At 70.7% G+C, this 25234-nt stretch carries 16 protein-coding genes; 5 read left to right on the top strand and 11 right to left on the bottom strand.

Annotated features, from left to right (window positions below; all coding sequences use genetic code 11):
• Positions 1-91: 91 nt before the first annotated feature.
• Positions 92-1243: a carbon-nitrogen hydrolase family protein gene (locus IT371_07860; protein MCC6747555.1), complete on the top strand. Its 1152-nt coding sequence runs from the start codon at positions 92-94 to the stop codon at positions 1241-1243.
• Positions 1244-1251: 8 nt separating this feature from the next.
• Here the strand turns inward: IT371_07860 and IT371_07855 are convergent, their stop codons facing one another.
• The 5 genes from IT371_07855 to IT371_07835 form a co-directional block, all read right to left on the bottom strand.
• Positions 1252-2469: a hypothetical protein gene (locus IT371_07855; GenBank protein ID MCC6747554.1), complete on the bottom strand. Its 1218-nt coding sequence runs from the start codon at positions 2467-2469 to the stop codon at positions 1252-1254.
• Between the two features lie 230 nt (positions 2470-2699).
• On the bottom strand, positions 2700-5075 hold the full coding sequence (locus IT371_07850) for a hypothetical protein (GenBank protein MCC6747553.1): 2376 nt from the start codon (positions 5073-5075) through the stop codon (positions 2700-2702).
• A gap of 8 nt (positions 5076-5083) precedes the next feature.
• Positions 5084-6475, bottom strand: a complete 1392-nt coding sequence (locus IT371_07845) for an amino acid permease (protein MCC6747552.1) — start codon at positions 6473-6475, stop codon at positions 5084-5086.
• A gap of 103 nt (positions 6476-6578) precedes the next feature.
• On the bottom strand, positions 6579-10571 hold the full coding sequence (locus IT371_07840; protein MCC6747551.1) for a zinc-dependent metalloprotease: 3993 nt from the start codon (positions 10569-10571) through the stop codon (positions 6579-6581).
• 58 nt (positions 10572-10629) lie between these two features.
• Positions 10630-11643 carry a hypothetical protein gene (locus IT371_07835; GenBank protein ID MCC6747550.1) on the bottom strand — a complete coding sequence of 338 codons (1014 nt, stop codon included), beginning with the start codon at positions 11641-11643 and terminating at the stop codon, positions 10630-10632.
• 291 nt (positions 11644-11934) lie between these two features.
• Here IT371_07835 and IT371_07830 point away from each other — a divergent pair, with 291 nt between their 5' ends.
• Complete coding sequence (locus IT371_07830; GenBank protein ID MCC6747549.1) at positions 11935-13404, top strand: hypothetical protein; 1470 nt, start codon at positions 11935-11937, stop codon at positions 13402-13404.
• Here the strand turns inward: IT371_07830 and IT371_07825 are convergent.
• Positions 13386-14522, bottom strand: a complete 1137-nt coding sequence (locus IT371_07825; GenBank protein MCC6747548.1) for a hypothetical protein — start codon at positions 14520-14522, stop codon at positions 13386-13388. The genes IT371_07830 and IT371_07825 overlap by 19 nt on opposite strands.
• A gap of 136 nt (positions 14523-14658) precedes the next feature.
• Here IT371_07825 and IT371_07820 point away from each other — a divergent pair, with 136 nt between their 5' ends.
• The 3 genes from IT371_07820 to IT371_07810 all read left to right on the top strand — a co-directional run bounded on the left by IT371_07820 (position 14659) and on the right by IT371_07810 (position 18765).
• A complete protein-coding gene (locus tag IT371_07820) occupies positions 14659-16764 on the top strand; it encodes an aldehyde ferredoxin oxidoreductase family protein (protein ID MCC6747547.1) in 2106 nt (701 codons plus the stop codon).
• On the top strand, positions 16761-17102 hold the full coding sequence (locus IT371_07815; GenBank protein MCC6747546.1) for a MoaD/ThiS family protein: 342 nt from the start codon (positions 16761-16763) through the stop codon (positions 17100-17102). The genes IT371_07820 and IT371_07815 overlap by 4 nt, the downstream gene beginning before the upstream one ends.
• Positions 17103-17241: 139 nt before the next feature.
• Complete coding sequence (locus IT371_07810; protein MCC6747545.1) at positions 17242-18765, top strand: hypothetical protein; 1524 nt, start codon at positions 17242-17244, stop codon at positions 18763-18765.
• A gap of 13 nt (positions 18766-18778) precedes the next feature.
• Here IT371_07810 and IT371_07805 read toward each other — a convergent pair whose 3' ends face one another.
• The 5 genes from IT371_07805 to IT371_07785 are packed head-to-tail and all read right to left on the bottom strand — an operon-like array spanning position 18779 to position 25133.
• Positions 18779-19393: an inorganic pyrophosphatase gene (locus tag IT371_07805; GenBank protein ID MCC6747544.1), complete on the bottom strand. Its 615-nt coding sequence runs from the start codon at positions 19391-19393 to the stop codon at positions 18779-18781.
• A gap of 27 nt (positions 19394-19420) precedes the next feature.
• Positions 19421-20509, bottom strand: a complete 1089-nt coding sequence (locus IT371_07800) for a flippase-like domain-containing protein (protein MCC6747543.1) — start codon at positions 20507-20509, stop codon at positions 19421-19423.
• Between the two features lie 59 nt (positions 20510-20568).
• On the bottom strand, positions 20569-21840 hold the full coding sequence (locus IT371_07795; protein ID MCC6747542.1) for a serine/threonine protein kinase: 1272 nt from the start codon (positions 21838-21840) through the stop codon (positions 20569-20571).
• Positions 21841-21891: 51 nt separating this feature from the next.
• Positions 21892-24642 carry a diguanylate cyclase gene (locus IT371_07790; protein MCC6747541.1) on the bottom strand — a complete coding sequence of 917 codons (2751 nt, stop codon included), beginning with the start codon at positions 24640-24642 and terminating at the stop codon, positions 21892-21894.
• Positions 24639-25133 (bottom strand): anti-sigma factor antagonist, encoded by a 495-nt coding sequence (locus IT371_07785; GenBank protein ID MCC6747540.1) that lies wholly within the window; start codon positions 25131-25133, stop codon positions 24639-24641. The genes IT371_07790 and IT371_07785 overlap by 4 nt, the downstream gene beginning before the upstream one ends.
• Positions 25134-25234: the final 101 nt, after the last annotated feature.

The raw sequence follows: 25234 nt of genomic DNA, 5'->3' as shown, positions 1-25234 counted from the left end.
TCGCCATGGGGCCGGGCCCAAAGCGCTTGCCGAGGTCGCCTCCCCCGCGCTAACACGCGGGAAAGGGCGCCTGCCCCTTGGAGGTCGAACGATGCGGCAAGACCAGTGGCCTCGGACGCATGCTCGCAGAAGACCCGGCCGCCTGGCACTCTTCGCGCTCCTCCTCGGCCTGCCGGGCTGCAGCAGCGACGGCGCGACGGGAGACGGCGGCGTCAGCCAGGACGCGGCCACGAGCCCCGCCGATGGCTCGACGACACGCTCGGACGGAAAGCCCGCCGCGCGCGACGGCTCAGCCGCGAGCGACGGCGGTGCGGGCCCCGACGACTACGGGCTGACGGACGGAAAGCAGCCCCAAACGCGGGACAGCGGGCCGCGCCGCGACGGGAGCCTGGTCTTTCCGGACGCCGGTCCACCGCCGCCACCGCCCCCCGCCGGGTCGATCAAGGTCGCGGCCATCCAGTACGGCCCGAAGAGCTTCAGCTCGGTGAGCGGCTGCGCGGACGTGAACTGCGGCCTCATCGCGCTGGTCAAGCAGGCCGCCGGCAACGGCGCCACGCACATCGTCACCCCCGAGGGGGTTCCCGACCAGGGCAAGTACGCCGAGCTGGCCCCGAGCGTCGGGCATCGGCCGGCCGGCGACCCGCGCTGGGGGTCCGCCACCGTCATCGGCACCTGGGCCAAGCTCGCCACCGACCTGAAGGTGACCCTGGTCTTCAACGTGATCACCCAGGTGGGCACCGGCTCGACCGCCGCGCTCTACAACACCGAGGTGGTGGTAAACCCCGATGGCATCGTGCTCGCGGTGCACTTCAAGTTCCACCTTTACGGCGAGAAGGGCGTCACCCCGGGCACGAACTGCTGCGACCTCTTCCAGACCCCCGCCGGCAAGGCCGGGCTGCTCATCTGCGCCGACGCCCAGTGTGTGATCTGGGCCATGCACCAGGTCAGCCAGAGCTCCTGCAGCCAGAAGACGCTCAAGCTGATGAACGACTACGTGGCCTCGAAGCCCCGCATCACCTTCTTCTCCTCGTACTGGATGGCCACCGGCTCGCAGAACCAGTACTGGAAGCCGACCACCATGATGTCCGACTTCGCGAAGTACTCCGGCAGCTACTTCGTCGGCGCCAACACCATCGACGGCAACTACCACGGCGGCGGCATCTTCCGCCCCGACGGGACGGCTATCGAGACCTACGACAAGACGACGCCGGGTATTGCGTACGGGGTGATTCCGAAGCCGTAGTCTTCTCGCTAATGGCAGGAGCAGGCCGAGGAGGAGTAACTCGGCCCGCAACCCGAGCAGCCCTGGCCCGCCCTCGTGCAGGCGGTGTAGATCTGCCAGGTGCCGCCGACGCACTTCTGCACCGCCGGGTAGGTAGCGCCGAGCCAGAGCCGGGCCTCGCACTTCCAGGTTCCCTCGGTGCAGCCGCCCGCCGCAGCCGCAGTGCAGGTGCCCCCGCCCACCGGAACGCCCGCGGCGCAGGTGCTCCGGCCGCAGGAGTCCTTCTGGCCGCAGGTCTTGCCCGCGCAGGTCGGCGTGCAGTTCACCGGGGGCGGCGTGCACTGCCCGCCCTCCGCGTAGCAGGTCTTGCCGCAGCCGTTCTTGTCGCCGCACTGGATGCCGGTGCAGCTGTTGTTGCAGCAACCGCCGCCCGAGACGCACGTGTTGCCGCAGAGGTCCTTCGAGCCGCAGGCAATCCCCGCGCAGGAGCAGGTGCCCGAGCTCCCCCGCACGCAGGTGTTGGTCGCCTTGTCGCACTTCGCCGCCGGGTCGCCGAGCTCCGTGACGCACTTCGCGTGGTCCTGATAGCTCGAGGCCCCGTAGCAGCTGGAGCTGCCGTCCGAGACGCAGGTCTGGTAGGTGCACCCCGTGTACTTCTTCTGGCCGGAGGTGCAAACCTCGCAGGAGCTGGCCTTGCACTGCCCGTCGCTGCCACAGGTCGCCCGGGGGTCACCCCCCGTGCGGCAGAGCGCGTGGTCGGTATTCACGCTCTTGCCCTTGCAGTTCGCCCCGTTCGCCTGGACGTAGCAGGTCTGGGTGTGGCACGTCGTACCCGAGACCAGCTCGAAGGTCGCTCCCGCAGCGCACGGGCCGCCCGTGGACGCGGGGCACTCCGGCGCCGCCGCGGCCCCGTCCTCGCACTGGCCCGCCGCGTTACAGGTGGCGTTGGGCTTGGCGCCCCCTTCCTTGCACAGCGCGTCGTCTCGCCGGAGCGTCCCGTTGAGCAGACAAGGGTGTCCGTTGTAGTCGCCGCAGGTCTGGACGAAGCAGGTGCCGGGCGCGCGGAAGTCTCCGAGGTCTTGGCATTCCCCCTGGGTCTCGTTCTGGGGGCATTCCGCGGTGAACGCCGCCGAGTTCCGGTCGGGACCCGGCGTCACCCTTCCACCGACGAGGCCGGGCTCGCAGCCCGCAACGACGCACCCCATCCCGAGCATTGCGACCCAAAGGTTCAGACGGCGCTTCGTCATGGGAGTCCTCGGCGTGGGTTGAGCCCGTTATGAGCAAGACGCGAGCCAACCCGACGCGGCGCAAGGTCCCCGATCTCCCACATCGACCGACGCGGCCCGGCGTAGCGGTGATGCGTCGCGCGCAACACCCCCCGGGAGCGTCAAACCGTCAAGGAGTTGCGATCATTCGGGTGTTGGCAAAACGGAGCGCTACGGTCAACCGACCTGGGGGGTGGGAGGCGACTCACCGATCAGGGCAGGAGCACCGTCCCCGTGCCGTCGAGCCCGATGCCGAAGAGGTAGGTCGTGGCCGGGCTGCCGGTGCCGTAGAGCCAGCTCTTGCCGTTGCGGTCCACGGGTTTCTCCTCGTGCACGTACACGTCGGCCCCCTCCGTGTCCACGAAGACGCCCAGCGTCATGGCCTTGGTCCGCCAGCCGGCGGTCGCGCTCTGGTATGCCGCGCCGAGAGACGTGGTCCCCACCGTCGCGTAGGAGTCCTTACCGCCGCGATTGACGAAGAAGCCCTGCCCGTTGTCGTTGCCCGCCCCGAGCGAGAGGAAGGGCGCGCGATACACGTCGTCTCCTCCCAGGTCCAGGTGCCACCCCACGGAGCAATCGTGCCCCACGCCGAGGGACGTGGCCCGCGCCTTGAGCCCCGTGTCGTAGCGGTCGTCGCCCGCGTCATCGACGAAGACGGCCATCGAGTAATGCGCGGCCGAGCCCTGCACGTACCACAGGCCGTCGTAGCTGTCGTTGCCGGCCCCGTCCGCGAGGATCCCCGTGCCGTACCAGTACGCCGTCGCCTGGCCGAAGACCGAGGTGCGGTAGCGATCGTCGCCGACGCGGTCGCGCAGCACGCCGAGTCCCCCCGCCTGGCTCAGCTTGTCGGTGAAGTCGGCCCGCCGGCCCCACGCCGCCCCCTGCGTGAGGCTGGAGGTCCCGGTCCCCGGGAGCTGGGGCGAGAAGTAGAGCGGGTCCCCCCCCTGCGCGGGGTCACCGACGTTCGCCAGGTACTGGTCGCTGCCGGCCGCGTCGTAGAGCACGCCCACCCCCTTCACGTAGGCGAAGCCCTGCGCGAGCGTGTACGTCTCGTAGCGATCGTCGCCCCCGCCGTCGAGGAGCAGGCCGATGCCGAACATGCCCGCTCCCTGCACCGCCGCTTCCCCGCGATAGACGTCGTCGCCGCCGTCGTCGTAGAGGACCCCCACGCCGAGGGCGCCGAAGCCCTGCGACATGCGGAGGGAGCTGTACCTGTCGGCCTTCCCTCCGAGGTCGAAGAGGAGCCCGATGCCGAGCCGCCCCGCCCCCTGCCGCGCGTCCTCCGAGAGCGAGATCGGCCCGTCCCCCTGGCTCGGGTCGCTCGGCTTCGCGCGGCCCCAGCTATCCGACGGAAGCCGGGTCCCGTCGAGGGGCGAGGGCGCTTCCACGTAGCCGTAGGTGTCCTTGCCCGCCAGGTCGATGACCACCGATACCGGGTTCTTGACCGAAACGTTCGCCCCCGCGGGGATGCGATAGGTGTCGTCCCCCCCGGTGTCGAGCAGCAGCGCGATCGGCCCGGAGACCTCCGGGTCGCTCGGGTCGTACACGCTGTCCTCGGCCCCCCGAAAGAGGATGCGACCGATCGGGGTGTCCACGACGAACGCGATCGCCAGGCCCGCGAAGCGGCCTAGCTTCGCCCCCTCGATCGCCGCCGCGAGCCGGACCGCCGCGCGGTAGAGGTGCTGCACCTGAAAGCCCTTGGCTCCCCCCTGGAACACGTTCTGCACCCAGGGGTCCTTCTGGTTCAGCATCAACCCGCTGTGGTTGACCAGCGCCGGCGAGGCCGCGTAGGTGAAGACCAGCTCCGGCGTGACCCCCGGGCTCGTCCCGGGCTTGCCGATGTCCGCGTCCTTCAGGGCCAGCGCGCGGGCCTCGGCGGCATACCCCAGCGCATCCACGACCGGCACCATCGCGCGCTGAAAGGCGAGCGGCAGCCCGTCGGCCTCGCGCTCGAGCTGCGCCGCGTCGGGGGTCCCGCCGGTCCCCCGGATCAGCCGCACGAGAGCCGCCCCGAGGGGATGGTCCCCCCCCGGGTCGCTCGGCGGCACGCACACCGCCCCGCCAAAGCCGGCATGGTGGGCCGCCACCGTCAGCGCCTGCGTCACCGGCCGATCGGTCGCGGCCGCACGGTCCAGCTCGGCGCTCAGCGCGCGCGCGAAGCGAGGGGCCTCGAGCGCCTCGCGGTGCGTGCGCTCGAAGAAGGGGAACCGATAGGGGTCCGCGGGATAGATGAGCGCATACACCGTCGGATCGTAGGTGCGGAAGCTGGCCTTGCAGCGGTCGAGACCCAGCTTGCCGAGCGCCTCGTCGAGCAGATCCCGCGCCGGAGGAAGCGGCACGCTGCAGCCGTCCGCGCTCCCTCCCGCGTCGGCCAGGGCCTTCGTGCAGACCTCCCCCGCATCCGGAGCAAGCCGCACGTCCGCCCCCTCGTCGGGGCGCAGATCGGGGGCCAGGTCAGGGGAAGACCGAACGTCACCACGCACCGCCGCGTCCGCCACCACCGCTATCCCTCTATCGCCGTCGATGATCCCCGGACTCCCGCACCCCAGGAGTCCTCCGACCCATACCAGAGCCCGCCATTTCCTCATCGCATCCCTCACGCCACCGTCGCCCGTCGGCGGAAGAGCGCATACGCCGGCAGCCCGAGGAGCACCAGGCCCACCCCCGCCAGGCTCGCCAGGGGGTCGCCCACCGCCATGTAGCCCGAAAAGAGCAGCCCCCCCGCCACGAAGAGGAGCGGCGGCAGCGGATAGCCCCAGACGCGGTAGGGCCGCTCGGCCTCCGGAAGCTTGCGTCGCAGCACCAGCACCGCCGCCACGGTGGCCACGTTGAAGGCGGTCGAAGCGAAGATGACGTAGGTCAGGAGCCGGCTGTAGCTGCCGGAGAGGGCGAGCACCGCCGTCCACGCCCCCTGCACCCAGAGCGCCCGCACCGGCGTGTGAAAGCGCGGATGCACCTCCGCGCACCCTCGAAAGAAGAGCCGGTCTCGCGCCATGGCGTAGAGCACGCGCCCTCCGCCGAGCAGGACGCCGTTGAGGCAGCCGAAGGTGGAGACCAGCGCCGCCACCGAGACGGCCTTGATGCCGAACGGCCCGAAGAGCAGCCCCCCCACCTCGGCGCCCACGCGGTTCTCGGGGAGGCCCGCCATCCGCTCGAGCGGAAACAGATAAAGATATACGGCGCAAATAGCCGTATAGACCACCGTCACGAGCAAGGTGCCGGCCACCAGCGCGCGCGGCAGATTGCGTCCGGGATCGCGCGTCTCCTCCGCCACGAACCCCACCGTGTTCCAGGCGTCGTAGGCGAAGAGCGCCTTCGAGAGGGCGAGCCCCACGGCGGCCCAGAACCCGAGCTCGCCGGCGCGCGAGCCCACCTGCGCCCCGACCAGCGGCACGAAGTTCGCGCTGCTCCCCTTGCCGAGCCAGAAACCGAGGACGATCAACGCGAGGATGGCGCCTACCTTCAGCACCGTGGCGCTGTCCTGGACCAGCGCCCCTTGCTTCACCCCCCGGCCGGTCACCCAGGTGAGAAAGAGCACGACCCCCACCGCCGCGAGCTGCGCGGTGGAGATCGTCACCGGGCCGGCCGAGAAGATCACCTGCTCCTCCCCTACGCCGAGCCCGAGGCCCCCCAGAAACTTCGCGAACGCGATAGCCACCGCCGCCGCGGTGCCGGTCTGGATCACCGTGAAGAAGGTCCAGCCGTAGAGGTAGGCCACGAGCGGCCCGAAGGCCTCGCGCAGAAAGACGTACTGTCCTCCCGCCCGCGGCAGCATCCCGCAGAGCTCGCCGTAGCTCACCGCCCCGAGCAGGGTGAAGACCCCCGCGGCCAGCCAGAGCGCGAGGTAGACCCCCGGCGTCCCCACCAGCCCGGCCATGATCGACGGCGCGATGAAGATCCCCGAACCGATCATCGAGCCCACAATGATCGTCGTGGCCGAGAAGACGCCGAGCCGCCGTTCGAGAGTCGCGCCGCTATCTGCCGTCACCGCAGCATCTTCGCCCGAGCCCAACCTCGGGGCAAGGCCGCCCTGCTGTGTAGCTGTCGGTTCGGACGCGACGGAGAAGAGCCGAGCAGGTCCAAACGGTCCGTCAGTCCATGTTCTGTCCGTAGACCTTGTAGAAGGACCGCAGGAAGTTCAGCCACTCGATCGTCTCGTTCAGCGCCGACCGCGCGCGCATGGTGGCGGTCGCGTTACCCCCCTGCTTCGCCGTCAGGTAGGCCTCGGCCTCGCGCCGGCAGCGGGCGATGAGCTGCACCGCGGTCCCCTGCTCCGCCTCCGGTGCCGACGGGTCCTGGAGCGTGCCGTAGATCTGTCCCCCCACCGGGTCGGTGCAGCTGGCCTGCACGTGCCCCTCCCCCGCCTTGACCTCTTCCCCCGTTCCGACCCGAAAGATCATCTGGCGGTCCGCGAAGCGCAGGCTGTACCGGCTGCGGAACTCGCTCATCCCCTCCCGCAGGGCCCAGATCTTGGCCGAGAACCAGTTGTCCAGGTTCACCGTCTGGCCATTTTGCCGCGCCTCGACCGCGATCTCCTGGCCCGTGGCCGGGTCCAGCTCTTTGCCGTTATTTAGCCGCAAAGTGGCCGCCGGCAACATCTGCAGCTTCCCGTTCACCACCCGCGGCCCGTAGGCCTCGTAGTTGTCGGTGACCACTCCCTCGAAGTGCTTGGTGAGCTGGTCCTCGAAGACGATGTAGTACGGAATCACGTAGCGGTTGAAGTCCGAGCTCACCTCCACCCCCACGAAGGTCCCCGTCGAGGTGGTCAAGGTCTGGAGCGCCGCCAGGTACTCCCAGAAGTGCCCCATCTCGAGGGTCTGGTACTGGAAGTAGTAGCCCGACCGGTGATCGAACCGGCTGAAGCGCCGCCGCCCCTCGCCGCGCGGCACCACCACGTGCCCCTCCTGCTTGGTCGGCGCCGTCTCCTCGCTCACCATCTTCCAGCTCGCCCCGCTCGCGTTGCACTTGCCGTCGGCGCCGGCGCGGCAATAGGTGCCGTACTGCGGGCGCGACACCACGTCGAGGAGCAGGTTGAAGCCCTGCCAGGTCCCCATAGTCCAGTAGTTCTCGAGCGTCGTATCGTCCAGGCCGAAGCTCGCCACCCGGAAGAGCCAATGCTGGTAGATGTTGGGCAGGTACGAGAAATAGCGGTCTTTCATGGTGCGGTAGGCGATAAGCGGATCGAAACCGAAGCGGTCTCGCTTGTAGTTATTGAAGTAGTAGTAGTTCTTGTAGCCGCTCGACACGCTCTGCACGATCTCGCGCGGGTCCGCCCCCTCGTCCCAGCGGTGGCAGCTCACCGTCGCGTCGACGTACTCGTCCGAGCAGAACATGTAGGGCACCTCGAGCTCTCGCTCGGGTTCGCTGAGCTGGGTGAAGTCCTTGGCCGCCCCCTTGCCCGCGGCGACGTACTTCTTGCACGCCTCGGTGGCCCCCTGCTGCTTCTGCTTCAGCGTGGCCCACGGGGTGAAGCGCCGCTCCACCACGCCGCGGGTCTTGCCGAGCACGTTCCAGAGCGAGCTGTAGTGCCACTGCTCGAGCGGCGCCGCGTAGGCCGGGTTCGGGATGCTCTCGAAGCGCGGGTCGCAGCTCGTGCTGCGCTGCCGGAGAACCAGCTTCGCGTCGCTCGGCGGCGCGGCGAAGACCTCCACCTGCCCCGCGTAGCCGAAGAGGATCGCCGCCTCGTCGTACTTCCCGACCCCCTGGATCTTGCCGTTGAACTTGGCGTGGTAGTCCATGATCGACGAGTACTGGTACTCGCGCATGCGGCCGGCCTTCTGCGCCTCGGTCTGGATCGACTGGCTCTGGAGCTGCCCGAAGGTGAGCTGGCCGTCGGTTGAGAGCGCGTTGCGCTCGATGAGCCCGCCGTGGCCCGCGGCGTCCGGCTTCTCGCGGAGCTGCCACCAGCGGTTGAAGTAGTTGAGGCTGTCGTACGAGCCGGCGAAGTTGTGCCGCAGCCCGAGCGTGTGTCCCACCTCGTGCTCCGCCACGCCGCGAAAGAGCTGCTCGCGCAGGTACTGCCACATCGCCTCGTAGTTCTTCTCCTTGCCCCACCGCTTCCAGACCTCGAGCGCGAGGCCGGCCACCGAGTCGTCGGAGAACTCCGCCAGCCAGATGCAGTGCTTCGAGGCCGTCTCGCGGCGCAGGTGCTCGAGCGCGTGCGCTTCGGGCGAGGCCCACTTGAGGGGGGAGAGCGCCTCCAGCGCCTCTTTGGGCAGTTTGTCGCGCGCCGCCACGGGGAGCCCCGCGAGCAGCGTGGACGCCGCCCCGGAGATGACCTCCTCGTCGACCAGCGCCTGCTCGAGGCCCGTCCCCTTGAGCGCCTCGAAGCGGCGCTGCTCGGCCCCGGGAATGGCCTTCTCGAAGCCCTGCGTCCGGATCGTGTCCAGCTTGGCCGCCACCTTCGGCGTCACGAAGAGCTTCTGCACCTCCGCCCCCTTCAGCGCCGCTGCCTCCTTCGGGATGCGGGTCGGGTCGATCTGGACCTGGTTCTTCTCGATGTAGCTCCGCACGTCGTCGGCGCTCACCGCCACGTCGGGGGTCAGGTCGCCGTTGAGCATGCGGACGATCTCGAGCGCCCGCGTCGCCTTCTCGTCGAGCGCCGCGCCGTAGAGGTGCGCCATCCCGGCCACGATCTCACCCGTCTCGGGGTCGGCCGACGACGGACCGAAGCCGAGGGGCCCCGTGATCTGACGGTCCGCGATCCAGGCCAGGAAGCTGAACCTGAGGTCTCCGAGCCGGGCCACCTCCCTCGCGGTATCGCGCTCGAGGTTCGCGCACGAGAAGTCGTCGCCGGGGCGCTTCTGCACCCAGCCGTTCAGGTCGAGGCGGAACATGTCGGGCACGTGGTCCGCCGGGCTGGCGCCGCTCTTCGGCACCTTCGCCAGGTCCTTGTCCGTCTCCCCGGAGGATCTGGTGAGCAGCCCCTTGGCGACCGCCACCGCCCGACGGAAGGCGCCGTTCCAGCTCCCGGCCACGGCCTGCGCCGCGCCGACCATCTCGCAGGGGAAGCCGGGGCTCAGGTGGTAGGTGACGGGCTTCGGCACCCTCTGCTTCATCGGCAGCGGCACGAGCTTGCCGTCCTTGAGGACCGGCGCCCCGCTCGGGTCCAGCTCGTAGGCCGTCTCCCAGATGTTGTGGCGATTAGCGAGATAGAGGCGCCCCGATTCCGTGAAACCGTACTTGCGATCGTAGGTATACCGTTCGGTACGAAAGAAGCCGAACTTCCCCATGTCGGTATTCGGCAGCGGCAGCGGCTCGTAGGTCGAGGGTTTGACCTTCATGAAGGCCGTCCGGACCTTGATCTCCGTCGGTCCGCAAGTCGTCGTCTGATAGTTCGCGCTGTCGTAGCGGATGAAGATGCAGAGGTTGGCCTTGCGCGAGCCGCCCCCCTCGGTGGGAACGGTCACCTTGTCCGGCTCGAGGACGTGGCGCCCCACGAGGTCGAAGTACGCCACCTCGGGAAGGGTCCCTCCGATCGTGCTCAGCCGGTCGAGGCTCACGCGCTGGCCCTCGCGGTCGAGGATCCGCATCGCGTCCGGGCTCCCCTCGTGCTGCTGCACGTAGAAGACGGCGCCTGCGCCAATCGTGTCCCCCGCCACGTTGCTGAACTGACGGCGGTCCACCTGGCTCTCGGCCCAGTCCACGCGCATATACTGCCGCTCGTGCCAGGGGCGATCGGTCGAGTTCTCGACGATCACGTTGGTCTGCTCCCCCGTCATCGGGTTGTAGTCCCGCTTGACGTCGAAGTGGCTCTGGATGCGGAACACCGCCACCGGGTTCTCCCGGTACGCGTTCCCCTTCGGGTCCGTCGAGCTCGCCTTCTTGGCCGAATCGATCCCGGGGATCTCCTCGTAGGCCCGGTACGCCACCAGGTAGTTCTCCTGGATTTCCCAGCGCACCTTCTCCAGGTCGCCCGTCTCGCCCACGAAGGCGGCGGCCGAGGTGGCGGGGACGCCGATCACCGTGCTCCGCATGTACCAGGTGCCGTCGAACATGGCCTTCGGCAACCGGTTCGGCTGGGTCCGGTCGATGTCCTCCTCGCCGGCGCAGCCGACGAGCCCGAGCGCGGCGATCGAACCCATCAGGGCGAGCCATCTTCTGCCCACAGCCAAGGTCTCTCTCATGGTGCGGCCCCTTTCTTCAGTACGTGACCGTGGCGGTCAGATGCCACTTCGTGAAGTTGCTGGTCGGGGAGATGAAGTCGTAGAACGGAAAGCGAACGGACTTCCCGTCCGCGGTGAGCGCAGGTTGCAGGCTCGCCACCCCCGCGGCGACGACGACGCGGTCGAGAGGCCGGTAGGCGACCTCGAGGCTGCCGGAGGTCCAGTCGGCCCGGCCCGTCCGCAGCTTTTCCGGGTCGGAGAAGGCGTCCGCCACCGAGAAGCGCACGTAGTTGTAGAGGCCGAAGTCGAGGGCCGCCGACCACCGCGGCGAGAAGTGGAAGGCCACGTTGACGCTGTTCACGAAGAGCCAGTTGTCGTTGAGCGCGCCACCCGAGCCGACGCTCCCCTCGGTACCGGCGCTGCTGCGGCTGAGGACGAGGGGCAGGTTGTCCGAGCTGGTCCGCGGGCCGCTGTCGGGGCCGTAGCCGCGCACGCGCTGCGTGGGCAGGTACTTCTGGACGCCGAAGCCGTACGCCAGCTCGAGCCGCTCGCGGAAGAAACGGAGCGTGTAGCCGGCGCGCGCCCGCAGGTTCATGACGGTGTGGTTGAAGCGACTCTCGGAGGAGGTCGGCAGATAGACGAGAAAGGCGGCGCTGAGCTGGCCCTTGAGCCACGGGTCGCGGTAGAGCTCCGGTCGGTGGACGGAGAGGCGCAGGTCGCTCGGCGCGCAGTGTCGGCCGCTGCGGTTATCCGGCTGCGTGAGCTCGCAGTCGAGCGCCCACTGCGCCCGCAGGTCGAAGCCCTGGCCGAGCCGGAAGCGGGGGTAGAAGACCAGCTCCTCGCTGACGTACGGATTATCGGCATAGGTGCCGCGAACGAAGGTGCCGGTACCGAGATAGGTCGTGAGCTGCAGCGCCGAGGCCTTGAAGCGTCCGAGCAGCCCCGAGGACGGGCTCGAGACCACGGCAGCGTCTCCGAGCCGCGCCTGGGCCAGGGCCTCGCCCGCGAAGGCCAGGCCGAGGGCACACCCCACCACTGCGGTCGCGACCACGCGACCTCCGCACGCATGCTGCCTCACGGAGCACCTCTCGTTTTGCGTCGGGTCGAAGGAGGACGGCGCGCGGCTCGAAGAACTCCGCTCCCTCCCGTAGACCGAGATAGAGCAAGGCGCGTACCAGCAGAGCGGTCCTCGCCCACGGAGTTCAAGGTGCGCAGAATCACACGCGGGCGCGGGTTCACCCGCACGCGGCCCGGCCGCTCGCCGAGAACGCGCGCTCTGGCGCCGCTGCCGGTGGGGTTAGTTTCCTAACGGAGCCGCGCGGGTCGTGTATTAATGGAAGGCATGCGCCCCCCACCCATCGCGACCCCCGACGACGCGCACCGACGCATGCTCGAACTCTATCGCTCCGCCTCGCCCGAGGAGCAGCTCGCCTTCGCCAAGGTCGAGCTGGCGACCTCGCCGTGCAGCCTCTTTCCGGTCTTCGTCGAGGCCGAGCTCCGGCCGCTGCTGGCGCACGCCACGGAGCAGCTCGCCGGGGCCATCGAACGCGTGGGCCGCGCCTTCTTCGAGGACCCGCGGGTGGCGCAGGAGCTCGAGGTCCCGCCGCGCTTCCTCTTTCACGCCCGTTTGAACCCCGGATACGCGCGGACCTCCGTGGTCACGCGCATGGACGGAATCCTCGACGCCACCACGGGGGCCTTCAAGTTCCTGGAGTTCAACTGCGACGACCCCTCGGGCATGGGGACGTACACGGGGTTGCTCGAGCTATTGCCCCAATCGCCGCTCTACGCCGCCCTCGCCTCGGGGGGGAGCTTCGCCACCGACCGCCTCGTGGGGCACTTCGCGACGGCCTTGCGACGCGCCATGGGGGAATACAACCGCAGCCGCGGCCGGGCCCCCGACGCTCCGCTCGCGCTCGCTCTGCTCGTAGACCGCCAGGGGCCCCTCGCCAACGACCACAATCTCATCGCGCGGCACCTCGAGGCCGAGGGCCTGCACGCCTTCTGCGCGGGGCCCGAGGAGCTCGTCCTCGACGGTGACCGCCTGACGGCGCGAGGCCGCCCCATCGACTTCGCCTACCGCGACGACGTGACCGCCTATCTGCGCACGCGCCCGGCCGCGGACCGACCGGCCCGGCTCCGGGAACGGCTCCTCCAGGCGGCCGACGAACTGGGCGCGCGAAGCCCCGCCGCCGACCGTGCCCTCTCGCGGCTCTACCTCGGGCGCGGGCCCCACGCCCTCGTGCAGGCCTACCGACGCGGGACGGTGGGGGTGGTCAATCCCTTCCGCGCCCACGTCGTGGACCTCAAGGCGGTGATGGCCGTGATGCAGTCCGAGGAGCACCGCCACCTCTTCACCGACGCGCAGCACGAGGCGATCGCACGCCACGTCCCCTGGACCCGTATCGTGCGCCCCGAGGCCGTCCTCTTCGAAGGCCAGCGCGTGCCGCTCGTTGGCCTCCTGCGCGAAAACCGCACCCGCTTCGTGCTCAAGCCGGACGCCGGCTGCGGCGGCGAGGGCGTGGTGGTCGGCCAGGGGGTGGACGAGCCGACCTGGGCCGCCGCGCTCGCGCTCGCGCAAGAGCCCGGGCAACGCTACGTCGCGCAGGAGTACGTGCCGATGCGCGAGGACGAGCGGCCGACGGTGCGCAAGGACGCCTCGCTCTTCGTCGGCCCGCAGCGCGTGAACGTCAACACCTGGGCCTTCGACGGCGCCTTCGGCGGCGCCTACGCGCGCGCGGCGGCGGACTTCGTGGTCAACGTCTCGAAGGGGGGTCGCTTCGCGCCGCTGGTCTACGTCGGAGGCGCCTGAGAGGCCACGCTCTGCGACGCGCTCGCCAGCGCGGGGAACATCCTGCGGAGCAGCACCGCCAGCACGTCCTTCTGCGCCTCGGTGTTGGTCACCTCGTAGTGCGCCGTCAGACCCGGGGTGGTGTTGATCTCGTTGATCGCCGCGCCCGATGCGGCGAGCGGCCGGTCGACCCCGGTGCAGATCACGTCCAGCCCCGCCAGATTGATCCCCACCGCCTCGGCCGCGCGGACGGCCACGTCCTGAAACTCGGGGTGCACCTCGGAGGTGATGTCGAAGGTCTCGCCGCCCGGGGTCCGGTTGCACACGCGCAGGCACTGCACGCGCGCTCCCTTCTCGACGACGGAGGACATGGAGTGGCCGTTCTCCTTCAGGAGGGAAGCGTCCACCTGGATCGGGTTGAGCATCGGATGCTCGAGCGCGGGGAGGCGCTTGAGCTTGGCCAGCCGTCGCTCGCTCTCGCGGTCGATGAGCTCCCGCAACGTGGCCGACCCGTCGCCGACCACCGAGGCCGGCACGCGCCGCACGACGGAGAGGAGCTCCCCCATGCAGACGAGGAAGCGGTAGTTCTCTCCCTCGATGAACCGCTCGACCATCACCGAGCGGCTGTAGGCCGAGGCCTTCCACAGCGCCGCGCGAATGGCCCGGCGGTCGTCGTGGACGATCCCCGCCGTGACCCCCTGGCCGCCGCCCGTCCCCACGGCGGGCTTGAGCACGACCTTCCCCGGCCAGCGCGCGCAGGCCGCGATGGCCCCACCCACGTCGCCGGCCTCGACGGCGGCGAAGTCCGGCACCGGGAGCCCCGCCTCGCGCATGAGCCGCGAACAGGTCGGCTTGTCGCTGGCCAGCTTCCCCGTGGCGTACGAGTCGATGTCGAACCACTCGCCGTGCACGCGACGCTTCGCGCCCCGATACTCGAGCTCGATCACCTCGCCGAGCTCGCGGCGGGTGATCCCCAGCGTCGCGCAGGCCCGCCGCACGTACGCGTCGTTCAAGGCCTCCTCGTACTGGTCCCCGGCGCCCGCGGCCAAACCCAGGCGGTGGCTGAGCGCGTCCCGGCCGCGTGTGACGGCCGTGCGGACGAGCACTTGCAGTAGTCGCAGCTTCGCGGTCGCTTCCACGCCCTCTCCTCTGTCTGTCGAACGACGGTGCCCCCGACGATACGCCCCGCGGCGGCCCCCTTCAAGTTTGCCCCGCGCGAGCGCGCGACGGGGCGAGGGCCCTTTCGGCGCGGCAGCTCGGTGCTACTATGCCGCCATGCACAGTCCAGCTACCTCCCCGGCCCTCTATGGAGCTCAGGGGAAGCTCCTCGTCGTAGATCTCTCCAGCGGCACGCACCACGTCGAGGCGCTCCCCGAGGCGGTCTTTCGCGCGTACCTCGGCGGCTACGGCCTCGGCGCGTGGCTCATGTGGACGCGCTTTCCGGCGCGGGCCGATGCGCTCGCCCCCGAGGCCTGCTTCGCCATCGTGGCGGGGCTCCTCACCGGCACGCGGGCGCCCTTCTCCAGCCGGATCCAGATCGTCGGCAAGTCGCCGCTCACGGGAACCTGGGCCGACTCGAACTCCGGCGGGTCGGTCGCCGCGCAGCTCCGAGCCGCGGGCTACGACGCGCTCCTCGTGACCGGACGCGCTGCCACGCCCACCGTGCTCGTCGTGCGCGACGACGAGGTGCTCCTCGAGCCGGCGGGCGAGGTCTGGGGCAAGGAGGTGCCCGCCACCTTCGACGCGCTCCGCGCGCGCTACGGCAGCAAGCACGAGGTCGGCGTCTCGGCCATCGGCCCGGCCGGGGAGCGCCAGGCACTCATCGCCTCGGTGATGAACGACCGCTATCACGCCTTCGGGCGCTCGGGCTTCGGCGCGGTCTACGGCAGCAAGAACCTGAAGGCCATCGTCGTCGGCGGCTCGGGGAAGGTCCCGGTGGCCCAGCCCGCGGCCTTCGACGCGCTCTGCAAGGGCGTGACCCAGGAGTACAAGCGCGACGTGGGCTGGCTGACGCGCCTGATGGCCTGGCTCATCTTCGCCAAGCGGTGGCTCGGCTGGCTCTACCGGCTGAGCTCGCGGCGCAAGGCCAGCAAGGTCAAGACCCCCGTCGCGGCGATGCGGCGGGCGTTCAGCCAGCGCGGCACGACGCTCGGCGTGGCGCTCAGCACGGAGAACGGCGACGCGCCGGTGAAGAACTGGCTGGGCGTGGGAGCGCGCGACTTCCCCATCGGCACGCGGAGCATGAAGCTCGATGGGGCCGCGGTGGAGCCGCTCATCACCAAGCGCCTCTCGTGTGGGGACTGCCCGATGCCGTGCAAGGGGATCGTGAAGGTGCCCGAGCGCAAGCTCGAGGACGTGCGGCGCCCGGACTACGAGTCGCTCTGCGGCTTCGGGGCGAACCTGCTCGTGGACGACCTGCCCGTCGTGGTGGCCTGTCACGACGCCTGCAACCGCTACGGCATGGACGTCATCTCGGCCTCGGCCACCCTCGGCTGGGCCGCCGAGGCCTTCGAGCGGGGCCTGCTCACGACCGAGGCCCTCGACGGAACCCCGCTCCGCTGGGGGGACGGCGAGGCGGTGCTGGCGCTCACGATCAAGATGGGCACCGGCGAGGGGTGCGGGGCCTGGCTCGGGCAGGGCGTGGCCCGCGCCTCCCGCCACCTCGGACGCGGGAGCGAGGACTTCGCGATCCACGTGCACGGGCAGGAGCCGGCCTACCACGACCCGCGCTTCAGCTCGCTCATGGGGGTGACCTTCATCTCCGATCCCACTCCGGGGCGTCACACCGCCGGGAGCGGCTCCTGGAACGAGGCCTTCGGCACGGCCTTTCAGCTCCCCGAGGCGGCGCCGCAATCCGCCTGGGAGGTCCAGTGGGGCGGAACCGAGGGCAAGGGACGCGCGCAGGCCCTCTTCTCGTCGAGCCACCAGGTCCTGAACGGCCTCGGGCTCTGCATGTTCACGGGCCTGACGGGGAACCCGCCCTGGCTCGCGATGGTCCGGGCCCTGACCGGCTGGCAGGTGACCGAGGCCGACCTCCTGCGCTGCGGCGAGCGGATCCAGGCCCTGCGGGCGGCCTTCAACTGGCGCGAGGGCCTCACCCCGGAGAGCTTCGTCCCGCACCGACGCCTCCTCGGCGAGGGGGACGGGCTCCTCACCGCCGGACCGCTCAAGGGGGTGACCGTGCCGCTGCGCGAGCTGCGGCGCGACTACTTCGAAGCGCTCGGCTGCAACCCGGAGACGGGCCGACTTCGCCGCGCCCGCGCCGAGGAGCTGGGGCTCACGGAGCTTCTCGGCGAATGGGTGGACGAGCCGACGGGGGTCGTCTTCCCCCGAGACGCCGCACCCGAGACGCCGGGGGCCGTCGAGGCCGCCGCGCCGTGAGCCTCTTTCGCCGCAAGGCCTCGCCCGGCTCGCCCGGTTCGTCCGCGCCGGGCAGCGAACCTCGCCTGCGCGTGCACGTGCTGATCCGCGGCACGATCGGCGGACGCTGGTACGACGTGGACGAGACGCTGGCCGTGGTTCCCGGCACGACGCTCGCCGAGCTCGTGGCGCAAGGGGCGCAGCACGGCGTCCCGCTCGCGGAAGCCGTGGCCGAGAGCCCGCACCTCCGGCACACCCTGATGCTGAACGGCGAGCGGTGCCCCCTCGCGGAGCAGGGGGCGCGCCTGCTTGCCGACGGAGACGAGCTCTACCTGCTCGCCCCCATGGCCGGCGGCTAGACGGGACGCCGGTGAGGCGGGGCTCGATGACCCCGTCGCACGGCTAAGGCCCTGAAAGCCCGCCGATCGGCCCGTGGCACGGCTCGTGCTGTAGCCCGGTCCACGACCCATGTCAGCGTCTCCCGGAGCCCAGGTTCCCGTGCCCAAGCTGCACCCCCGCCTCTCGCGCCGGGGACGTAGCGGGGCCCTCTCCCTCCTCGTGCCTCTCGGCCTCGTCATGGCCCTGGGCCCCGCAACCCCGACGAGCGCGGCACCCGGCGACCGAGGAGCGCGCACCTTCGGCGGGAACCGCGTCACGCACGTGACCTCGGGGATCAAGGCGCGACGCGACATCCTGCGCGACCTGGCCGTCGCCGAGCGCGAGATCTGCTTCGAGACCTACATGCTGAGCGGCAGCCCCGGACGCGCTGTGGCCGAGGTCCTGGCCGAGCGCGCCCGCGCGGGGGTGGGGGTGCAGGTCACGCTGCACAAGAGCCAGGCCGAGCCCGCTCTCGTGGCGCTCCTGCAGACCGCCGGGGCCGACGTCCGCTTCTTCGACAAGCGGCTCCTCCGGCTCGGCTTCGTGAAGCGGCTCATCGCGGTGGACCACGTGAAGCTGACGGTGATCGATCGCCGCATCGCCTGGGCCGGTGGAGTGAACTTCGACGGCGACCTCAACCGAGACCTCATGACCCGCATCGAGGGGCCCGCCGTCGAGGGCTTCCTCGAGGTCTTTCACCAGGGCCGGGAGCGGTGGCGCGAGGTCCCCCGCCGCCTGGGTCGCGCGATGCGCGAGTTCGTGACCGGAGCGCCTCGCGCGCGAGCCTTCGCCGACCCGAGAGCGCCGAGGCCCGGCCAGGCGCACATCACCGTGACGCGGTCCCACGCCCTGGACCACTCCACCCACGATCACATCGTGCGCATGGTCGATCGCTTGAAGCGCGGCGACGGCCTCGACCTCTGGATGATGGACCTCTCGGACCACGCGCTCCTCGACGCGATGGAGCGCGCCATCCGCGAGCGTGGCGTGCGCATCCGGGCCATCGTGGACCCCACCAACTACTTCGGCCCCACGGGCGGCGTCACCAACACCGCGACCCACGCGCTCCGCGTCACCGTCCGCGCGGCAGGCCGCCCGGCCTTCCAGCTCACCGTCGAGCCCAGCGCCCGCGTCGTGACCTGCCCCGCCTTCCCCTGCGAGCTGACCCTCGAGGCCACGGGGCAGACCGTCACCTTGCGGCACGCCAAGGAGCACGCGCACTTCACGAAGGGAGCGCTCCAGGTCAGGCAACCGAGCTTCCTCGAACGGCTCGCCGAGGGCGTCCCGGACGTCTACGGCATCTATCGGCTACAGAAGATGGGGGCCCAGGCCCACGTCTACGTCGCTCCGCCCGGTACCACGCAGCTCCACGCCAAGGTCTATCTGTTTCACAAGCGGACGAAGGGGGCGGGCAAGACGCTCAGCGCCTTCTGCGGCTCCACGAACGCGATCGCCAGCGCCTTCCTCAACAACCGCGAGCTGGCCTTTCATCTGAGCGGCGGCAACTCGTGCCAGCCGATCCAGAAGGCCTTCGAGCGCGACCTGCGGCACCACTCTCGCCCCGCCGAGAAGGTCGACCCCCGCGGCGTCGGCCCCAGGCTCAAGTTCCTGCTGGTGCGCGCGGTGACGAAGGGCCTGATCTAGGCGGCGAGGCGCCCTACGCGTCCTGAAACGCGGCGCGGTAGTCCTCGAGCGCCGCCTGCACCACCGCCGCGGCGTGGTCCTTCCCGTAGCGGCTCTGCACCACCGTCGGCACGGGCTCTCCCGGCGCGAGCTTGTAGGTCGCGAAGTAGTGCTGCAGGCGATCCACGAGCGGGACCGGAAGCTCGGAGAGCTCTCGCGCCGCTCCCCAGAGCGCGTCGTTCTCGAGCACCGCGATGATCTTGTCGTCGGCCGCCCCCTGGTCGAGCTGGCGCAAGCCCCCCACCACGCGCACCGGTAGGAGCACCTCGGAGCGGGTGATCGGACGTTCGCTCAGCACGCAGATGTCGAGCGGATCCCCGTCGCCCACGCTCGCCCCGGGCGAGAGCGCGGCCACCCGCAGGTCGCAATACGTTCGCGGCACGAAGCCGTAGAGCGCCGGGGGCAAGGAGGACGTCCGCTGCGGGCGGTCCACCTTCAGGTAGCCCGACGCCTTGTCCACCTCGTACTTCACCGGATCGAAGGGGGTGATCTCCACGTAGGCCCAGAGGCGCAGCGGGGGCTCGGCGCCGGCCGGCAGCCCGTGCCAGGGGTGAGGGCGAAAGCGTTCGAAGCGGGGCGTCTCGCTCATGAAGGACCTCTCGGTACGTAGCTCATCCTACGACGAACTTCCGTCGCGCTCTGCCGATTTCGCGGCGGCCCGATGGGACCGTCGGAGGAGCGCCACGAAGAGGAAGCCGACGGCGATCCAGACCGCCTCCTTGCCGCGCTTGAGCAGCACGAAGGCGCCGCCGGCCGGCACGCCGAAGCCGTAGAGGCGAAAGAGCGCGAGGAAGCTCGCGTCCTGTCCCCCGATCCCCGACGGGAACATGAAGAAGATGAGCCGGAAGAGCGAGCCGACCGATTCGATGACCAGCGCGGTGGTCACGCTCGCCGGGAGCCCGAGGAAACCGAGGAGCAGATAGGTCTCCACTACCCCCACGAACCAGCCGAGCTCGTAGGCCAGGAAGGTGACGGCGAGGTTGCGGAGGTTGCCCTTGAGGACCGCGCTGGCCGCACGGTCGAGCGCCGCGATCCCCTCGGCCCGACGCGAAAGAAAGCGCCGGAGCGGCGAGAGCGGCAGGAGGGCCAGCAGGCGCGCCACGTCGGCGAAGGACCTCCCCCGCACGAAGAACCAGAGGCTGAGACCGAGGACGAGCACCAGCCCTGCCGTGAGGCCGAGCGCGGCCAGATGCGCGCCGTGAAACCCCACGAGCTCGTGCGACCGATCGCGCAGCAGGGGATAGGCGAGCGTCAGGCCGGCGAGCACGAAGACGACCTGCGACAGCGCCACGCAGAGCTTGAGCACCACCAGCACCGCGGCGTTGTCGGCCAGCGAGACGCCGTGCCAGGCGCGCAGCATGAGCGCCTTGTAGGGCTCGCCGAGCACCACGCCACCGGGGAGCCCGTTGGTCAACGCGTCGCCCGCCAGCTTGAGCACGAAGAGTCGCCCGAAGTGCGGCCGCGCCACGTGGCGCACGGCGAAGGTCCACGCCACGGTATCGAGGAGCATCACGGCCGCCGAGACGCCCACCAGCACCAGCAGCGCGTCGAGGCCGACCCCGCGCAGCATCGAGACGGTGACCCCCGAGCGCCCCACGACGTAGAGAAAGAGCGCGAGGCCGCCCGCGGCCAGCAGCGCGGGCGACAGGCGCGAGGCGATGCTCCCGAGGCGCGACCGCCCCCTCTGCCGCGACGGGTCTTGCACTCTCCTTGCTTAGCAGCGGCGACCCACGTCGCGCAAGCGCGGCACCGGTGGCTCTTCCTTCAGAGGAGGAAGCGACCGGCGACCAGCACGGCCACCAGGATCACGCCGCCGGCCACCACCAGCCAGATCACCGGCCGACGCCAGTCCATCCGCCGGGCGACCGGCGCGTCGGCTCCCGCCGGGTTCCGCTCGGGGACCGTGAGGTCATCGAAGGCATCCACCGTGGGGAGCGCCGCCTCCTCTTCCTCCGGGGCCTGCCACGCCTTCGCCTCCGCTCGCGTCGGGAGCGGCTGCGGTCCGGTGGCCGTGGCTCCCGTCGCCGGGCGCACGGAGCGCGCCTCCCCGCGCCCCGACCCCGACCGCTGCGAGGAGAAGGAACGCCTGGCCACCGCCTCCGCACCGCTGGCCGTTGCGAGGTCCAGCTGGTCGCTCGACACCCCCGAGAGCCCTTGCCCCGCCGCCGCGGCGACCACCAGCTCGGCCAGCTTCTCCGCGTTCCCCCGCTCGGGATCGACGAGGGCGACGAGCTCCTTCCGCAGCTCCTCGGCGCTGCCGTAGCGGTCCTCGGGCCGCGGCTCGAGCGCCCGCATCACCACCCGACCGAGCGCCGGGGGATAGTCCGCCACACGCTGCTCCGGCGGGACGATGCGCCGTAGCTGGATCGCGTCGCAGATCTCCTGCGGGCTGCTCCCTCGCACCATCGGCGCTCCGGTCGTCGTCTCGTAGAGCACGGCCCCGATGGAAAAGATGTCCGAGCGGTGGTCGAGCGGCTGCCGCAAGAGCTGCTCCGGCGACATGAAGGAGTACTTGCCCTTCACGTGCCCGGGGGAGGTCTGCGACAGTCGCGGGCCCGCCCGGGCCACGCCGAAGTCGGCCAGCTTCACCGCACCGGCCTTGGAGAGCAGGATGTTCTGCGGACTGATGTCGCGGTGGACGAGGTCCAGCGGCTGACTCGAGTAGGTGAGCGTGCGGCTGTGCGCGTAGCCGAGGCCCGCGCAGGCCTCGGAGACGACCCAGCAGGCCAGATCGCGGGGGAGTCCGAGGCGACGCCGCGCCTTCTGCAGCTGCCGCAAGGAGGCGCCATCGACGTACTCGAGCGCGAGAAAGTGCACCCCCTCCACCTCCCCCGAGTCCTCCAGCCGCACCACGTTCGGGTGCACGAGGAGCGACGTGAGCCGCTTCTCGTCGAGAAACATCTCCACCACGTCCGGGCGCGACGCGAGCTCGGGGAGGATGCGCTTGACCACGACCCAGGGCGCGTCGGGCTCGTCGCGCAGCGCGGCCAAGAAGACCTCGGCCATCCCTCCGACGCCCACTCGGTCCAACAGCACGTACGGCCCGAAAACCTCGCGCCCCTCGAACTGCATCCTGGCGCGAGCCTATCACCCCTCTTGCGGGGGGTCACTCTTGCTGTCGGCCGTGGTGAAGAGACCGAGCGTGGGGATCGACCGCCGGTACTCGCGGAAGGGCTTCCGCAGGTCCACGATGCCGATGACCTCGGTGCGGCGGCCGAGCTCGACGTTGATCGCCAGCTGGCTCAGACAGTCGAGCATGGTCCGGAAACCGATGCGCGCGCTCGCGGCGCCGCCCGGAATCCCCTCGGCGGCTCGCGACAGCCCCTGGTCGAGGGCCCGGTAGAGGTCTTCGAAGGCGAAGTTGCCGCGGTCGTCGACCACCGAGACGGCCAGCAGGCGTCCGTCGGTGCCGCACTCCACGGTCACCCGGTCCGGGGCGTCCCGTCCGGGGGCGCCTCCCCCGTACATGGCGTTGATCAGCATCTCGTCCAGCGCGGCGATGAGCAGGTCGGAGAGGCGCGGATGACAATAGACCTCGCGCGCCACCTGCCGGATCCCGTCGAGCACCTGCTCCTTGTCCTCGCGCTTGCGGATGGTCCAGGACTTCGGGCTCGTCCCCCAGAGCAGGTACTTCTGCATGCCGAAGTACTCGCCCACGAGCAACTTGTTCAGGGTGGCGAAGAGCGCCTCGTCGGAGCGGTCGCTGTGGGCCACGAAGTGCTGAATCTCGTGTGAAGCGATCGTCCGGAGCGCTTCCCCGCGGTCTTCGGATTCGTTGATCACCACGATGCGCGCGCGACCACGCAGCCGGAGGCGCACCGCCGCCAGGCGCTCGCCGAACCAGGAGTGCAGCGCGTTCTCCCCCACCACGACCAGGGAGAACTCCGAGAGCTCCTCGGTGCTCGGCAACGGCATCCCGCTCTTGAGCACGAGCATCTGGTAGCGCGCGGCGATGAGCACCCGCTCGACCTGCTCCCAGGTTCGCGGGTTGTCCGTGACCACCAGCGCCACGGGCGCGGACCTCACGCGCTCCACGGCCCTCACGCGCGAAACGAGCTCCTCCGGGGTCAGGAAGGTGAGGCCCGCGGACCTCGGCCCGTCGCCGCTGTCCGCGGTCCACACCACGCGGGCGAGGATCGGCGACTGCGCGCCTTCGACGTAGAGCAGGGCGTAGTGGTGCTGACGCAAGCGCGCCTGCGGGTCGAGAAGCGCGATGCCGCTCGCGTTGATATTGATCGAGCGGGCCTCGGTCAGGTGGCCTTCGAGGTCCGGTATTTCGAGGTAGCGCACCGGCAGGTCCGCGGCGAGGCGAGCGGCGCGGCGCTTCTCGTCGATCTGGATCTCCTCGGTGTCCCGGGCCTCCCGACGTGCCGGCGCAGGGCTGATCGCGGTTCGTCCTCCGCCCGCGTCCTTGGCCCGCCGCAGCGCCGCTTCCGCCAGCTCGAGCAGCTCCTCGGGCTGGCTGGCCGCGGACACGGCACGCGAGGCCACGGCCGCGCTGCAGGCGACGTGCACCGGCCCGAGCGGCGAATCGGTCAGCACCGGATGCTGCTTGAAGGTCAGGAGGACGCGCTCCGCAGCCACCGCCGCCTCCGACGGTCCCTCGCCCGTCAGCACGCAGAGAAAGCGGTCGGCCCCGAGGTGTATCAGGTGATCGGTCGTGCGCAGCTGGTTCGCGATGAGCGTCGCGATCTGCCGCAGGATCTCGTCGCCCGTCGCATAGCCCAGCCGTTCGTTGAGCTCCGCGAAGCGGTCGACGTCGATCACTAGCAGCGTGAGGTCGAGGCCGAAACGCTCGGCGCGCCGCCACTCCTGCGGCAGGAGCGCGGAGAGCGCGCGACGATTTCGCAGCCCCGTCAGCTCGTCCACCTCGGCCGAGGCCTCCGTGGCCGCGAGCAGCTCGACGCCGCGGAGCGCCGCCGCAAGCTGATGGGCCAGAAGCCGGATCAGCGCCTCGTGCTCGGGTTGCCAGGGCCGGCCCGGGAAGGGCAGGACGCTCAGGCAGCCCACGAGCACCCCCTGCGCGAAGAGCGGTACGTGCAGCGGCGGGGCGGAGAGCGCGTCGGAGACCGCCTCGGAGCTCGCGGCGTCGAGCGGCGGGCTCTGGAACGCCGCCACCTCGAGCGGGTCGAGGGGCCGGACGAGATGGCCGCTCAGGGCCGCGCAGGCCGACTCGACGAGCCGCCACGACACCTCGTGCTGGACGGGTGCCGAGGGGAAGCTGAAGAGCTTGGGGGCCGTCTCGTCGTGGAGGAGCACCTGCACCACGTAGGCCTCGACGAGCGAACGCGTCCGCCGCCGGACCTCGCGCAGGAGCTCGTCGAGCCGCCGCGTGTTGTTCAGGGCTCGGCCCAGCCGGTCCAGCTCTCGCAGCGCTCCGCCCCAGCCGGCGGCTGCGGGGGGCGACGGTCGCTCCGAGGTGGCCCCCGAGTCGTCCGCCGCCAGGTCGGCCGCGGCCTGGGTGAGCAGCTTGGCGAACTCGCGCGGACCGGCCGACCGCGACACCCAGTAGTCGATGAGACCCTCGGACCAGAGGCGCTTGCCGAGGCCAATCCTCGGCGAGCCGTCGGCGTAGGCCACGACCAGCCGCGCGGCCGGACAGACCTCGCGGAGCGTCCGCAGGGCGCGCTGCGGTGCGGGCCAGAGCGCCTCGTAGGCCACGACCGCGAGGGGAGCCGCCCCGTCGCGAAAGGCGCGCTGCAGCTCATCGAACGCCGGCACCACCTGCGAGCGGAAGCCCGCCACCTCGACGCTATCCGCGAGCGGACGCCCCTCCGCCCCCTCCGCGTCCAGCACCAGCACGGCGCGCGCCGGCTCCTGCGACCGTGTCGCCTTCACCGCGGCCGCCGCGTGGCCCCGCGCGCGGAGTCGAGGAACGCGAAGTAGCTCTCCAGCTCGTCGAAGGTGAGCGCGCCGCCGCAGCTCGGGCAGGGCTTCTCGGGAGGACCGCCTCCCGCCTCCCCAACCTCCTCGGCGGAGAGCTGCAGCATGGGCGTCTGCTGGCAGGCGGTGCAGAAGTACGGCGCCAGACACGAGGCCACCTTCGCCGCGCCGAAGAAGTTCGCGACCACGTTCGCCTGGAGCACCATGGGATACGGACAGGCCTCGATCGTCACGGCGTGCCGCCGCGAAAGCGGGTCGAGGGTGGTGATCCAGCGGTGGACGCCGACGGAGTTCATGCGGTCCACCGCCGACACGTCGATCACCACGTCGCGATCGATCGACGCCAGCGCGGCCTCGAGGTCACAGGTCTCGTCGATGGCGCCCGCGAGCGCCAGGTGCAGCGATCCATCCTGGGCGAACCAGGTGCGTGCGATCAATGGGCTCATTCTCGGCATTATAGGCGGTCGGGCCCGTCCTGGGGAGGGCAAGGCCAGCGAGCCCCGGCCGGCGATTCGGAGTTGACGGCAGCGCGCGTTGTGTCGTTTGT

Source organism: Deltaproteobacteria bacterium (genome assembly GCA_020848905.1).
Classification (GTDB): domain Bacteria; phylum Myxococcota_A; class Polyangia.
This window is presented reverse-complemented; position numbering and strand designations above follow the sequence as displayed.

Bases quoted from the DNA above. Each gene is read 5' to 3' on its own strand.
- IT371_07860 (MCC6747555.1), top strand. From the start codon at position 92: ATGCGGCAAGACCAGTGGCCTCGGACGCATGCTCGCAGAAGACCCGGC.
- IT371_07840 (MCC6747551.1), bottom strand. From the start codon at position 10,571: ATGGGTTCGATCGCCGCGCTCGGGCTCGTCGGCTGCGCCGGCGAGGAG.
- IT371_07820 (MCC6747547.1), top strand. From the start codon at position 14,659: ATGCACAGTCCAGCTACCTCCCCGGCCCTCTATGGAGCTCAGGGGAAG.
- IT371_07850 (MCC6747553.1), bottom strand. From the start codon at position 5,075: ATGAGGAAATGGCGGGCTCTGGTATGGGTCGGAGGACTCCTGGGGTGC.
- IT371_07830 (MCC6747549.1), top strand. From the start codon at position 11,935: ATGCGCCCCCCACCCATCGCGACCCCCGACGACGCGCACCGACGCATG.
- IT371_07785 (MCC6747540.1), bottom strand. From the start codon at position 25,133: ATGAGCCCATTGATCGCACGCACCTGGTTCGCCCAGGATGGATCGCTG.
- IT371_07805 (MCC6747544.1), bottom strand. From the start codon at position 19,393: ATGAGCGAGACGCCCCGCTTCGAACGCTTTCGCCCTCACCCCTGGCAC.
- IT371_07855 (MCC6747554.1), bottom strand. From the start codon at position 2,469: ATGACGAAGCGCCGTCTGAACCTTTGGGTCGCAATGCTCGGGATGGGG.